The sequence below is a fragment of the Streptomyces sp. NBC_01471 genome (genome assembly GCF_041438865.1).
Taxonomy (GTDB): domain Bacteria; phylum Actinomycetota; class Actinomycetes; order Streptomycetales; family Streptomycetaceae; genus Streptomyces.
The window spans coordinates 225,301-238,781 of sequence record NZ_CP109451.1 but is presented as its reverse complement, the minus strand read 5'-3'; the positions used below and the strand labels follow the sequence as shown (position 1 = coordinate 238,781).

At 69.4% G+C, this 13,481-nt stretch carries 11 protein-coding genes; 8 read left to right on the top strand and 3 right to left on the bottom strand.

The window, feature by feature from the left end; all coding sequences use genetic code 11:
• Positions 1 to 13 precede the first annotated feature (13 nt).
• The 3 genes from OG285_RS36900 to OG285_RS36890 form a co-directional block, all read right to left on the bottom strand.
• Entirely contained in the window at positions 14 to 796 is a 783-nt protein-coding gene (locus OG285_RS36900) for an AfsR/SARP family transcriptional regulator (protein ID WP_356830587.1), read from the bottom strand.
• Between the two features lie 686 nt (positions 797 to 1,482).
• Positions 1,483 to 1,941: a hotdog fold thioesterase gene (locus OG285_RS36895; RefSeq protein WP_371793718.1), complete on the bottom strand. Its 459-nt coding sequence runs from the start codon at positions 1,939 to 1,941 to the stop codon at positions 1,483 to 1,485.
• A complete protein-coding gene (locus OG285_RS36890; protein WP_331760237.1) occupies positions 1,938 to 3,626 on the bottom strand; it encodes a long-chain fatty acid--CoA ligase in 1,689 nt (562 codons plus the stop codon). Before OG285_RS36890 ends, OG285_RS36895 begins: the two co-directional genes overlap by 4 nt.
• 201 nt (positions 3,627 to 3,827) lie before the next feature.
• Here OG285_RS36890 and OG285_RS36885 point away from each other — a divergent pair, with 201 nt between their 5' ends.
• The 8 genes from OG285_RS36885 (at position 3,828) to OG285_RS36850 (ending at position 13,480) form a co-directional block, all read left to right on the top strand.
• On the top strand, positions 3,828 to 5,621 hold the full coding sequence (locus tag OG285_RS36885) for an AMP-binding protein (protein WP_331760235.1): 1,794 nt from the start codon (positions 3,828 to 3,830) through the stop codon (positions 5,619 to 5,621).
• A complete protein-coding gene (locus tag OG285_RS36880) occupies positions 5,618 to 6,739 on the top strand; it encodes a beta-ketoacyl synthase N-terminal-like domain-containing protein (RefSeq protein WP_331760234.1) in 1,122 nt (373 codons plus the stop codon). Before OG285_RS36885 ends, OG285_RS36880 begins: the two co-directional genes overlap by 4 nt.
• Positions 6,736 to 7,983, top strand: a complete 1,248-nt coding sequence (locus OG285_RS36875; protein ID WP_331760233.1) for a beta-ketoacyl synthase N-terminal-like domain-containing protein — start codon at positions 6,736 to 6,738, stop codon at positions 7,981 to 7,983. The genes OG285_RS36880 and OG285_RS36875 overlap by 4 nt, the downstream gene beginning before the upstream one ends.
• Positions 7,980 to 8,744, top strand: coding sequence for a 3-oxoacyl-[acyl-carrier-protein] reductase (fabG, locus tag OG285_RS36870; RefSeq protein WP_331760232.1), 765 nt, complete (start codon positions 7,980 to 7,982; stop codon positions 8,742 to 8,744). Before OG285_RS36875 ends, fabG begins: the two co-directional genes overlap by 4 nt.
• Positions 8,745 to 8,793: 49 nt before the next feature.
• The gene (locus OG285_RS36865) at positions 8,794 to 9,972 is read left to right on the top strand and encodes a 3-deoxy-7-phosphoheptulonate synthase (RefSeq protein WP_331760545.1); all 1,179 of its coding nucleotides are present in this window, start codon (positions 8,794 to 8,796) and stop codon (positions 9,970 to 9,972) included.
• Between the two features lie 56 nt (positions 9,973 to 10,028).
• Entirely contained in the window at positions 10,029 to 10,799 is a 771-nt protein-coding gene (locus OG285_RS36860) for a 2,3-dihydro-2,3-dihydroxybenzoate dehydrogenase (RefSeq protein ID WP_331760230.1), read from the top strand.
• Positions 10,800 to 10,898: 99 nt separating this feature from the next.
• Positions 10,899 to 11,522: an isochorismatase family protein gene (locus OG285_RS36855; RefSeq protein WP_331760229.1), complete on the top strand. Its 624-nt coding sequence runs from the start codon at positions 10,899 to 10,901 to the stop codon at positions 11,520 to 11,522.
• Positions 11,519 to 13,480: an anthranilate synthase family protein gene (locus OG285_RS36850; RefSeq protein ID WP_331760228.1), complete on the top strand. Its 1,962-nt coding sequence runs from the start codon at positions 11,519 to 11,521 to the stop codon at positions 13,478 to 13,480. The genes OG285_RS36855 and OG285_RS36850 overlap by 4 nt, the downstream gene beginning before the upstream one ends.
• Position 13,481 lies beyond the last annotated feature (1 nt).

Genomic DNA, 13,481 nt, shown 5'->3' with positions numbered 1-13,481 from the left:
GCCGGACGGAGAGTCACATTCCAGATACCGCCGAACACGCCGGAACCCTGGTCTCCTGCGCGGGAGTGCCGCCATTGAGATCCGGGCTCTGCGCCAGGATCTTCCTCTCCAGACTGCGCAGGAAATGTGAGGGATCGACTCCGAGCTCCTCCCTGAATCGCCGTTTGAGTTTCCGGTAGACGTTGAGTGCGTCCACCTGGCGACCGGAGCGGTAGAGAGCGGTGATGAGCTGGAACTGCAGATTTTCCCGAAAGGGGAACTCCGCTGCGTTGGCCATCAGTTCAGGGACGATGCGGTGGTGCTGACCAAGCCGGAGTTCCAGGCTGAAGCAGTGTTCGAGTGCTCCCCGGCGCTCCTCGTCGAGACGCGCTGCCGCGGTTCGTACGAGCGGGCTCGATAGACCTTCCAACGCGGGGCCTCGCCACAGGCCGAGAGCGACACGCAGCAACTGTACGGATTCGGAGAGCTTCCCGTGGGTTTCGACCTCGTGCGCGACTTCCAGTAAACGGGCGAAATGGTATACATCGATGCGTTCATTCGCGACCGTCAGGCGGTAACCCTGGTTCTCGGTGCTGATCAGGGCGGGCAGCCCGGTCTCGTTCATCCGGCGCCGCAGCCGGGAGACGCAGATGCGCAGCTGGGCGTGGGCTGTCGCGGGAGCTCGCTCGCCCCAGATACCGTCGATCAGCCGAGCGACGCCGATGGTCTTGCCGACATCCAACAGGAGTATGGCCAGCAGGGTTTGCTGGCGTATCCCTGCGACTCCTATCCGTTGTCCTGCCGTGCTGATTTCCAAGGGGCCAAGGAGTCTGTAATGAATCCCTCCGTCGGGCCGATCCACTCGCATGCTGCTCCCCCTTGTTCTGCGTTACAGAGCGGTACGGTCTTGCTGGCGTTCATGGTGCGGCAGGGAAGAAGTCCGGGCGACCCGGACCATTCCGATGCCAGACAGTCACGATCACGGAGACCGGGCGGTCGGTACGGCACTGGAGTTACATCACACGAGGAGTTCCTCCGGAGGTGCGGGCAACTGCTGTCCGAGCAATGCCGGCAACAGTGAACCGACAGCCGCTTCTCCGGTCAGGGTACCGCCGAGGAGTCTCGGTGCCGCCTTGTCAAGAACAATCTTGGCGTAAATGCAGCGGCACACCAGTCGTTTCGTGCAGCCGATGTGCAGCGTTCCTGGAGCTGTGGCCTTGGCATCACCCAAGGTAGTCACGTCGGCGCCCGGCAATTCAATCGCGTCACCGGCCCGCTGTAATCGAACCTGGCTGATTGGCCGAGTAGTCGCTTGGCCACAGCGGCCGCCATGCGGTACCCGGGGGTGACGAGACCGTAGCAACGGCCGCTCACCGCCGCGCGGTCACCGATCGCGAAGATCCGTCGGCCGTCGGTCCGGCAGGACACGGCGACCGGACAGCGACCCTGTTCCGCGGCAGCCGTGGTACCGCAGCCGGGCGGCCAGGCCCACCGCGAACACAGTCAGCCTCTCGCTCGCCGTATCACCTCCGCCGTGTTCGGGGCGACGGTGATCCGCGAGGTGCACAGGAGCCGTCCGGCGTCATCGGTGATCACCACGTTGTACGAGGCGGTGGTGCGGCCCAGGCTCAGGGCCTGGGCCACACCGGTCACGATGCCGCTGCGCACCGGCCTGTGGTGGGTGGCGTTGATGTCGACACCAAGTGCTATGTGCCCGCCGCCCGCGTGCATCGCCGCACCGATCGACCCGAGCGTCTCGGCCAGCACGACGGACGCGCCGCCGTGCAACATGCCGTAGAGCTGCTTGTTGCCGATCACCGGCATGGTGCCGACGAGGCGCTGCGGGGACGCCTCGACGAGTGTGATGCCCATACGCGCGGCGAGCGTCTCGGGCGCGCCGGGCCTGGTGATCCACGCCGACAGGTCGGTGGCATCGGCTTCGGCCCCGGAGGACTGCGTCATCGGACCGTGCCGCCCTTCCCACTGGTGGCGAAGTGCCCGGTGGTGAACTCCGCGTAGGCCTGGAGGTCCGCGTACTTCTCACGCAGCGTGCGCTTCAACACCTTTCCGGTGGGACCGGTGGGGAAGTCCGCCTCTGCGTCGGCCACTTCGAGCAGGACCAGAGGCGGCTGGCCCGCTTCACGCAGCGCGGTGTTGGCGCGCGCGAGCAGCTCCGCGGGTTCGGCGTCCTGCGCCGCCTTGACCACGGCGACCGGGAGGACGAGGTCGTCCCGGCGTCCCGCGACGACCGCGCAGTCTGTGACCTGCGGCAGGTGCAGCAGAATGAGTTCCTCCATCAGAACCGAGTAGCCGGGGCCCTCGGAGGTGTGGATCGCGTCCGACGCGCGGTCCACGTGGAAGAAGTCCTCTCCCTCACGGTAGGCGAGGTCGCCCGAGAGCCAGTAGCCGGCGAGCCTGCTGCGGTAGTAGGTGTCGGCGTCGTTCCAGTAGCCGGGCACGACGGAGCGGCTGCGCAGGCCGAACAGACCGACCTCACCGTCGGCGGCCGGGGTGCCGTCGTGCCGGAGTACGGCCACCTCGCCGGCCGGCACGGGATTGCCCATGAAGCGCGGCCGGGGCGGGGTGTCCTGGTCCACGTAGCGGCGCAGGGTCGCCCAGCCCAGCTCCGAGGAGCCGAGACCGTCACTGAAGACGGAACCGGGCAGGCGTTCGCCGTCCGCGACGTGGTGGCCGTACTGGATCAGCTTGCGGATGTGGGCGTCGTGCGCCGAGTCGCCGGTGTTCTGCCACTCACGCACCGACGCGAAGTCATCGGGATCCATGTCCATGGCGGCCAGTTCCGAGTAGGTCTGGTTGAAGGCCAGGATGCGCGTCGGACGGTGCTCGCGGGCGCCCCGTGCCACGCCCTGGCCCGACTGGTCGGAGAACGAGATCAGCGGCAGGCCGCACAGCAGCGAGTAGGAGGTGTACGCGATCGCGGACGAGTGCGACTGCGGTGCCGCCGACATGAAAATCGCAGGGTCCTCGGGAACGGACAGCCGCCAGCCCGGCCCGAACAGGCTCTGTTTGTGCGCCCAGATGACCGCCTTCGGGACGCCCGTCGTACCGGACGAGTGGCACAGGAAGACGGGGTCGTCGTCCCCATGCCGGTGCTGAGCCTGCGCGGGTAGCTCCCTGCGCCCCAGCCCCCGCGCGTCGTCCGCGGTGATCGTCCACAGCAGCCCTGGCAGCTTCTCGTGCCGGCCCGCGAGCACGGCGAGATGGGCGGCGTCCGTGTACAGGCCGATCGGATCCGTGCGGATCATGAGGCTCAGGGCGACCTCGGGATCCATCCGGCCGTTGATGAGCAGCGGGATGGCGCCGAGCCGCGCCAGCGCGGCCAGCTGGAGCTGGTCGTCGAAGGAGTCGTCGATGTAGACAACGACACGGTCCCTGCGGCGGACTCCCCGGTCCCAGTAGAAAGACGCCCAGGAATCCGATAGTTCGCTCAGCTGGCGCAGACTGAATTCCGATTGCGGGACGCCGTCACAATTGTTGACGGGGCGGTCTGCCAATAGGCATGTGATGTCGGGATGCGGGCTGTATTCGAGGGCCTTCTGCCACGCGTTTCCACCGCCTATGGATGCGTCCTCATGAATGCGCCTGCGCGCTTCCTGATCGAGCATGGTGTCCGTTGTGAGCGGCATGTCCACCTGGCCTTGGTCTGGTGCGATACGGAGCCCCGATCGGGCATGTCACGTCTGTGACGACGGTAGACCTGAAGCGCTTGCCGCCGGAACTACTCGAACGAGTAGGGGTTTTGCCGAGGCCCCCTACTCGTTCGCGCGGTACCGGGGCTCCAGGGGGCCGGGATAGCGTCGCTGCACCGACGGAAAGGGAATCCACTAGTGACCGCGCAAAAAGCCACCGCAAGTGATTTGCTGCGCGAGATCGTAGCAACGGTGATGGAAATGGAACCGCACGAGGTCGGTGAGACCGACCGATGGGTGGACCAACTCGGTATGACCTCGCTGGAGAAGGTGGAGGTCATCACGCGCATTCAGGAAGGCTTCGACACGGCTTTCACGCCGCGGGCCGCGGCCGCTGTCGGATCCGTGACGGACGTGCTCGCCGCGCTCGGTTCCCAGCAGGGCGACGGGCCCGCGCCGGGTGCGCACGACCTGGTCGACCGGCTGGTGCGGCACCGCATCACGACGGGCGACGGAGGATCGACCGCCTACGCCGATCCCGATGTCGGTCGGGTCTCGTACGCCGGCCTGTACGAGGCCACCCGCGCTTACGCGGGCGCGCTGCGTGGCCTCGGCGTGCGGGCCGGTGAGCGGGGCGTGGTGGTCGCCGAGGACTCCGTCGCCTCTGTGGTCGCCGTCCTCGGCCACTGGTGGAACGGATCCGTACCCGTCGTGGTGAGCCCGCTCCTCGACGATCGTGACATCGAGTTCGCCGTGGAGGACTGTGGCGCGCGCATGGTGCACGTGGACGGCGACGCCGCCAAGCGGGCGGCTCTCCATGGCGCGCTGAGCGCTCGCGCCCGCCTCGACGGAGAGGACGTCCGTCGCGAACTGACCGAACCGCCTACGGCGGGCACCGCGCGGTCCGAAGGCCCTGATGCCTCTTTCCGCTGGGCGGCGGCCAGCGAGGCACTCGTGCAGTACACCTCGGGCAGCACAGGGGCGCCCAAGGGGGTGCGCCACTCGGCCGCCGGTCTCATGGCCATGGTCGAGGGTTTCGGCGGAGAACTGGGCCTGCGCCCCGACGACATGCTGCTGACCACGGCTCGGCTGTCGTTCGGCTACGGCTTCGGCAACGCGGTTCTGTGTGTACTGGCGAGTGGCGCGAGCGCGGGCCTGATCCGCGGCGCCGTGGACCTCTACGGAGTGGCCGACGCGCTGGACAGTCACCGTCCCACCGTCTTCTGCTCCGTGCCCAGGCTGTACACGGCTCTGCTGCGGCTCCCGGATCTCGTCGACGCCGTGCCCGACACGGTGCGCCTGTGCACGACGGCGGGGGAGAACTGCCCGCCGACGCTGGCCGACCGCATCAGATCGGTCTTCGGAGCAGCGTTGGTGAACTGCTTCGGTGCCACCGAGCTCATGCACGTGGCCATCGTCACGCCCCAGGACCGGGCGACTGCGGGGTCCCTCGGCCTCCCGGTCCCCGGGGTCCGCGTCACGGTGCGCGACGACGCCGGCCGCCCGCTGCCCGACGGACAGGACGGCAGGCTCCACATCGCCGGGCCGACCGTGGCTCTCGGCTACGTCGGCGGAGGTGACGCCGACCGCATCGCCTTTGCCGACGGTGGCGCCTACAGCGGCGACCTGGTGCGGCGGGAGAAAGACGGCTCCTTCGACTACCTGTGCCGTGCCGACGACGTCCTCAACATCGGTGGCTACAAAGTGATTCCGGCCGAGATCGAGGTCGTGGTGCGCTCGGTTCACGGAGTCGCGGCGTGCGCGGTCGTCGCCGGCCGTGACCCCGAGGGGCTGGAGGAGGCGGTGGCCTGCGTGCAGCCGGCCGAGGGGAGCGACCCCGTACGTGTGCGCCGCCAGGTGATCTCCGCCGCACGGCGCGACCTGCCTGCCCACAAGCGGCCCTCCAGGGTGGAGCTGTTCACGGAACTGCCCGCCACCGGCAGCGGCAAAGTGGCGGCGCACCTCCTGCGCGGACGGGTGGCACGGACATGACCTGGGACATCGCCGGACTCGGCACGGTAAGCAGCGTCGGCGTGGACGCCCGTACGACGTACGACGCGTTGTGCGAGGGGCGTGATGGCCGAGGCCCGGTACGCGTCTTCGACAAGGCGAACTACCGCGCGGGCCACGCCTACGAGATCGACGACAGGGGCCCGGACGGGGACCGGCCACTACGGGCCACAGGCTGGCTCCTGACCGCCGTCGAACAGGCACTGGCAGACGCCGGGCTCAGTGAGAACCTCGCCGACGTGCCCGTACTCGTCGGGACGACGCTGCGCGAACAGCGCAGCGTGGAGCTGTGGTGGCGGGGCGGGCCCCCGCTGTCCACGGACCGGTTGCACTTCGGGACCGCCCTGCGCGACCGCTTCGACGCCACGACGACCTATACCTTCGCCAATGCCTGTGCTGCTTCCCTGTACGCGCTGGGCCTGGCCGCCGACATGATCGCGCTGTCACAGGCCGACACCGTCGTCGTGGCGGGCACGGACTCCATCGCCGAGTCCACCTTCGCGGCCATGGACCGCGTCCAGAACCTGGTGCCCGAGGCGGCCCGGCCCTTCGACCAGGGCCACCGGGGCATGGTCATGGGCGAGGGCGCCGTGGCCGTGGTGCTCAGACGCGCCGGCACCGGCAGAGCGCTGGCGCGGCTGCGGTCCGTCGGGCTCAACTGCGACGCGAACCACCCGACCGCCCCCGACGCCGACGGCATCACGGCCACAGTGCGCGAGGCCCACCGGCGGGCCGGCGTGACGCCCGCCGACATCGGGCTGGTCATGCTGCACGGCACGGGCACCGCCCGCAACGACGAGACCGAGGCGTCCGTGATGTCCAAGGTCTTCGCGGACACCCCCGGGCCCGTCATGACGGCGATCAAGTCCGGAGTGGGGCACACACTCGGCGGCTCGGGGCTGCTCAGCCTGCTGGTCGCCGTACTGAGCATGCGGCACGGGGCGGTGCCGCCGGTGATCGGACTGACCGATCCGATCGACGAGGCCGCGGGGCTCCGCCTGGTGCGGGGTGCGTACGCCCCCGCACGGATCGATCTGGCCCAGGTCAACGCGTTCGGATTCGGCGGGATCAACGCCGTTACGGTGGTGGAGAAGGCGTGAACAGCGAACAGACGGCGCAGGCCACCGTGGTGGTGACCGGAGCCGGCCTCGCGGTGCCGGGACTCGCGGGCCCCGGCGACCTGCTGCACGCGACAGGCGGCGACGGAGGATTCGACCCGGAGACCGGCCTGCGGGGCAGGGACCTGAGGCACAAGGACCGCGCGACCCGGCTCGCCCTGCGGTCCGTCGAGTCGGCCCTGCGGGACGCCGGACTGTACGGCGCCGACGGCCCCGCTCTCGACGGCACACGTACCGCGGTTGTCGTCAGTTCCAACACCGGAAACTACGACAGTGTCTGCGGATACGTGGACACCGCCGCGAGACAGACCTCGCGTGCCATCAGTGCGATGGGTCTGCCGCATACCTCCACCAGCGCGATCGCGGGCTGGATCGCCAGCAACTTCGGCCTGCGCGGCCCTGCCGTAACCCTGTGCAACGGGGCGACGAGCGGCCTCGACGCCGTCTACTGGGGCCGTAACCTGATCGCCGCGGACCGCGCCGACACCGTCGTCGTCACGGGCGTCGAGCCGCACAACGATGTCGTGCAGAAGCTCTTGGGCGCCCGAGCTGTCGACGGCGCGGCCACCGTCCTACTGGAGTCCGCGGCGCACGACGCGGAGCGTGCAGATCGCGCCCGCGCCGTTCTGGGCGTCCACGGCCGCGGCCGGGACCATCACGAGGTGCTGTGCGTCGCCGTCGGATCCCGGCCCGAGGACATCGGCCTGTGGCTGACGGGGGACCGCGAGACCGATCCCGCGCAACGCGTCACGTTGGGTCGGCACGTCGCTCTGCAGGACACGCTGGGGGAGTGCGGCGGCGCGCTCGGCGTCCTGCAGTGCGCGGCCGCGGTCGCCCATTTCGACGCCGGCGGCGACGGTCCGGTGCTCGCCACCGCCCGCACCGCGGAACTCTCCCTCGCACTGACTCTCCTGCCGCCACCGGGCGCGCCCCGTCTCTCCTCATCCGAGCGAAAGGAACAGAACGTGTCCCACAACACGGCGGACTCCGTCGACCTGGAAGAACTCCGCAGCCTCATGGCGGCAACCTTCGAGCTGGCGCCCGAAGACGTCACCGACGACGCCAGCTTCACACAGGATCTCGGTGTGGACTCCCTGACCACCCTGGAGATCGCCACGCGGCTGGAGGACCGTTACGGCGTCGATGTCACGGACGAAGAGTTCAAGAGCATCAGCACCCTTCTGAGCGTCCGAGAGCTGGTCCGCCGGAAGCTCGCGGAGGCATGAGCGCGCAAGCCGGCCCGTCGGCCGGCGGCCGTCCGGTGGCGCTGGTCACCGGCGGCTCCCGGGGCATCGGCCGGGCCGTTGTGGAACGGCTCGCCCGCGACGGCCACGACGTGGCGTTCTGCTATCGCTCCAACGAAGCCGCAGCGAAGGAGGTGACGGACCTCGCCACCGCTGCGGGAGCCCGGGTGCATGCCCGGGCCGCAGACCTCTCCGAACCGGCCCGTGCGCGGGAGTTCGTGGCCGAGACGGAACAGGAGCTGGGCCCTGTGCGCACCGTCGTCAGCGCCGCGGGCATCACACGCGACCGTCCCCTCGCCCTCATGGACGACGAGGAGTGGCACGACGTCCTGTCCACCAACCTGGACGGCACCTATGCCATCTGTCGTGCCGTCATCTACCGCATGATGCGCCGGAAGGAGGGCACCATCGTCACGCTCTCCTCCATTGCCGGCCTGCACGGCAACGCCACCCAGACCAACTACTCCGCGTCGAAGGCCGGAATCATCGGATTCACCCGGGCCCTGGCGAAGGAATGCGGGCCCTATGGCGTACGCGCCAATGTCGTCGCCCCGGGCTTCATCACCACGGACATGACGGCTGCCCTGAACGACGAGGCCCGCGACCGGCTGAAGACGCGGATACCGCTCGCACGATTCGGCGTTCCTGACGACGTCGCCCACCTCGTCGGCTTCCTCGTCTCCGACCGCGCGTCCTACATCACCGGCCAGGTTTTCGGCGTGGACGGCGGACTCGTCCCGTGAGAACCCGTCTGTTCGCCGCACTCATCAGGCCCGCATGGGAGAGACATCAGTGGACAACACATTGCTAGACCTCCGCTGCAAGGCGGCGGGGCAGCAACCGCCCTGGGAGGATCCGGCCCAAGTGGAGCGCGTACGCCGGGAGATCGCCGAGCGCCCCGCTCTCGTACGGTCCACGGACGTCCTGGCCCTGCGCTCCCTGCTCGCCCGGGTGGCCGCAGGAGAGGCCCAGGTGATCCAGGCGGGCGACTGCGCGGAGAACCCGGAGGAATGCACGGCCGGCCTCGTCGCCCGAAAGAGCGCCGTACTCGACCTGCTGGCCGGCTCGTTGAAGCTGATCACGGGCAGACCCGTGGTGCGGGTGGGCCGAATCGCCGGCCAGTTCGCGAAGCCGCGCTCGAACCCCAACGAGACGGTAGACGGCCGTGAACTGCCGGTGTTCCGGGGGCACATGGTCAACGGACCGGAACCCCAGCCGGAGAGCCGCCGCCCCGACCCGCTGCGACTGATCACGGGATACATGGCCGCTGCCGACATCATGGGCCACCTCGGCTGGGATGGGCCCGGGCGGGCGACCATGGGCGAGCCCGCCGTGTGGACCAGCCACGAGGCCCTGCTCCTGGACTACGAACTGCCCATGCTGCGCCGGACGGAGGACGGCCGGCTGCTGCTCTCCTCGACCCATTTCCCCTGGATCGGGGACCGCACCCGGCACATCGACGGCGCCCACGTCGCGTTGCTCGCCGAGGTGATCAACCCCGTGGCGTGCAAGGTCGGCCCGGGAACGAACGCCGACGAACTGCTCGCGATATGCGCCCGGCTCGATCCGCTGCGGCAGGCGGGGAGGCTCACCCTGATCGCCCGGACCAGCGCGGCCCGGGCCGCCGAGGTGCTCCCGGCGCTCGTCGACGCGGTCCGTGGAGCGGGACATCCGGTGATCTGGCTCACCGACCCGATGCACGGCAACACCGTCTCCGCTGAGGACGGACGCAAAAGGCGGTACATCGAAACGATCATCCAGGAGATCGAAGTGTTCCAGGACGTCGTGCGCGCGGCCGGCGGTGTCGTCGGCGGACTGCACCTGGAGACCACCCCCGACGATGTCCTGGAGTGCCTGCCGAAGGCGTCGGCCGGGGACCACGTCGAGTCGGACGGCGCGTACACCAGCCTGTGCGATCCGCGGTTGAACCCCGCCCAAGCGATGGCGGTCGTGGGGGCCTGGCGGCCCTGAGAGGTGACTGCCGGCGTACAGGACACGTGAGACGACAGGACTCGGAAGGGAAGGCCATGCAGAACAAGACAGCCATCGTTACGGGAGCGGCCGGCGGGATCGGCAGCGTGGTAGCCACGGCCCTCGCCAAGCGCGGTGTCAAGGTCGCGGCGGTCGACCTCGACGCGGGCCGACTGGAGCAGTACGCGGCCGAGAGCATCGCCGACACGCCTGCGGTGACGGCTTTCCCCGCCGATGTCACGGACAGCGCGGCCGTACACACTCTCGTCGGTGAGGTCGAACGGCGCCTGGGCCCCGTCGACTTCCTGGTCAACGCGGCGGGGGTGCTGCACCTGGGGCCCGTCGTCGGCTTCGGCGACGACGAGTGGGCCCGCACCATGCAGGTCAACGTCACCGGCGTCTTCCACATGTGCCGGGCGGTGGCGGAGCGGATGGCCCCCCGGGGCTCGGGGGCGATCGTGACCGTGGCCTCCAACGCCGCGCGCACCCCACGCGCGGAGATGGCCGCCTACGCCGCATCGAAGGCCGCCGCCTCCCAGCTCACCAAGTCCCTGGGCATCGAACTCGCACCGCACGGCATCCGCTGCAACGTGGTCGCCCCCGGGTCGACGGAGACACCGATGCTCAGCTCGATGTGGCACGACGAATCCGGCCGGGAGGCCACGGTCCGCGGCCGCCCGGAGGCGTACCGGCTCGGGATCCCGCTGGGCCGCATCGCACAACCCGAGAACATCTCCGACGCCGTGCTCTTCCTGCTGTCCGACGAGGCCTCGCACATCACGCTCCACGACCTGACCGTCGACGGCGGAGCGACCCTCGGTGCTTAGGTCCTGACCCTTGCCTTCCGAATGCCAGGGCCCGCCGAGACCGGCGACGACCTCGATCGGCGCCCGCGTCGCTTCCCCCACCCACCCGAGAGGATGGCCATGCCCAGCATCCCGCCCATCGAGCCCTACTCGATGCCGACCAGCGGGGAACTGCCGGCCCGCACACCCCGCTGGACCGTCGATCCCGCGCGGGCCGTACTGCTCATCCACGACATGCAGAGATTCTTTCTGCGGCCGCTGCCCGACGGACTGCGCACCGAACTCGTCCGCAATACACACGCCCTGCGCGACCACTGCCGAAGCGTCGGCATGCCTGTCGCGTACACGGCGCAACCCGGCAGCATGACGCCAGAACAACGCGGGCTCCTGGCCGACTTCTGGGGCCACGGTATGCGGGCCAGCCGCACCGACCGGGAGATAGCCGACCCCCTGACACCCGCGGAGGACGACTGGGTGTTCACCAAGTGGCGGTACAGCGCCTTCTTCAAGACCGACCTCCTCCAGCAGATGCGCCGGAGCGGGCGCGACCAGCTCGTGGTGTGCGGTGTATACGCCCATGTCGGCGTGTTGATGAGCGCGATGGAGGCGTACACCCACGACATCGAAGCGTTCCTCGTGGCCGACGCCGTCGCCGACTTCAGCGAGGACGATCACCGAAGGACCCTCGAATACGCGTCCCGTACCTGTGCCGTCGTCACGACGACGAAAGAGGTGCTCGAATGACCGGGGCGCAGCAGCAGGCCGACCTCCTCCACCGCGTCCTGTCGTCAGAACCCGCGGCCTACGCCCTGCTGCACCGCCCCGCGGCGAGTGAAGCGGGCGTGGTCGACGTGCTCCTCGGCGAGGTGTCCGAGTGCGTCTCCCTCGACGCGCTGCCCCTCTCGCGCGCCGCACACAGGCCCGGCCGGCACCATGAGGTGCTGGCCGTCGTGCCCTTCCGGCAGATCACCGAGCGTGGCTACCACTGTGCCGACGACGGCGCGCCGCTTCTCGCGCTGACGGTGCGTGAACAATCCAGGGTGCCGCTCGCCGACGTCCTGCGGCGGGTGCCGGACGGTGGCATCCAACTGTCCGAGGGGCATTTCGACGTTCCCGACGACGCCTACGAGGACATCGTGGCACGTGTGGTCGCGGACGAGATCGGTACCGGTCTCGGCGCGAACTTCGTCATCAAACGGTCCTTCGTCGCCGAGATCACGGACTACGGCGCCCACAGCGCACTGACGTTGTTCAGGCGACTGCTGGAGCGTGAGTCGGCCGCGTACTGGACCTTCCTGATCCATACGGGCGAGCGGACCTTCGTCGGCGCCTCGCCCGAGCGGCACGTGAGCCTGCGCGGCGGGACCGCGGTGATGAATCCGATCAGCGGCACCTACCGCTATCCGGAGAGCGGCCCCTCCCTGCCGGGCGTCCTGGACTTCCTTGCCGATCGCAAGGAGACGGACGAGCTGTACATGGTGGTCGACGAGGAACTCAAGATGATGAGCCGGGTCTGCTCCCACGGTGTCGCGGTCGACGGCCCGTACCTGCGGGAAATGTCCCGGCTCGCCCACACCGAGTACTACATCGAGGGCCGGACGCCGCGCGAGCCGCAGGAGATCCTGCGCGAAACCCTGTTCGCGCCCACCGTCACCGGCAGCCCGCTGGAGAGCGCCTGCCGCGTCATCGCCAAGTACGAGCCGGGCGGTCGTGGCTACTACAGCGGTGTCGCCGCGCTCATCGGCCGGGACGAGCACGGCGGACGGACGATGGACTCCGCCATCATGATCCGTACCGCCGACATCGACCGGAGGGGGCGGCTCGCCATCGGCGTCGGAGCGACGCTGGTACGCCATTCCCAGCCGGCCGCCGAAGTGGCCGAGACCCGGGCCAAGGCGGCCGGTCTCATCCTCGCGCTGCGGGAACGCTCGCCCACCGCGTTCGGGGACCACCCCGAAGTACGTGCGGCGTTGCGCAGGCGCAACGACCCACTGGCGGAGTTCTGGCTGGCCGACAGACGGGAGTCCGGCGTACCCGAGCACGGGCTCACCGGGTTGCGCGTCCTCGTGATCGATGCCGAGGACACCTTCACATCCATGATCAGGGCGCAGCTCCGGAGCCTGGGTCTTGAGGTGACGGTCCGCCGCTTCGACGAGCCGTACTCCGTCGACGGCCACGACCTCGTCGTGATGGGACCCGGCCCCGGCGACCCGTGTGCGTCGGCGGATCCGAAGGTCGCCCACCTGGAGGCGACGATGCGTGAACTCCTGCACGCGGGAAGGCCGTTCCTCGCCGTGTGCCTGAGTCATCAGGTGCTCAGCCGCCTGCTCGGCCTCGACCTCGTCCGCAAGGACGTACCTCACCAGGGACTGCAGCGCGAGATCGACCTCTTCGGCCGCAAGGAGCACGTCGGCTTCTACAACACGTTCGCCGCGCACAGCACGCGCGACGTCATCGAGGCGCCCCACGCGTCATGCGTCGAGGTCAGCAGGGACAGGGACACGGGCGAGGTGCACGCCCTGCGGGCCCCGCGCTTCGCCTCGGTGCAGTTCCACGCGGAGTCCGTCCTCACCCGGAACGGCCCGCGCATCGTCGGGGAACTGCTCGCAGGTCTCGCGCCGACCGCTGGACCGAACTCAACCGACAACACAGCACCGTTGGCCGCCTCGGCCGCCGATGGTGCGTCTGCAAGGGACGTGTGAC

Excerpts from the sequence above, each read along its gene's own strand:
- OG285_RS36895 (WP_371793718.1), bottom strand. The coding sequence starts at position 1,941 with ATGACGCAGTCCTCCGGGGCCGAAGCCGATGCCACCGACCTGTCGGCG.
- OG285_RS36890 (WP_331760237.1), bottom strand. The coding sequence starts at position 3,626 with ATGCCGCTCACAACGGACACCATGCTCGATCAGGAAGCGCGCAGGCGC.
- OG285_RS36880 (WP_331760234.1), top strand. The coding sequence starts at position 5,618 with ATGACCTGGGACATCGCCGGACTCGGCACGGTAAGCAGCGTCGGCGTG.
- fabG (WP_331760232.1), top strand. The coding sequence starts at position 7,980 with ATGAGCGCGCAAGCCGGCCCGTCGGCCGGCGGCCGTCCGGTGGCGCTG.
- OG285_RS36860 (WP_331760230.1), top strand. The coding sequence starts at position 10,029 with ATGCAGAACAAGACAGCCATCGTTACGGGAGCGGCCGGCGGGATCGGC.
- OG285_RS36855 (WP_331760229.1), top strand. The coding sequence starts at position 10,899 with ATGCCCAGCATCCCGCCCATCGAGCCCTACTCGATGCCGACCAGCGGG.
- OG285_RS36850 (WP_331760228.1), top strand. The coding sequence starts at position 11,519 with ATGACCGGGGCGCAGCAGCAGGCCGACCTCCTCCACCGCGTCCTGTCG.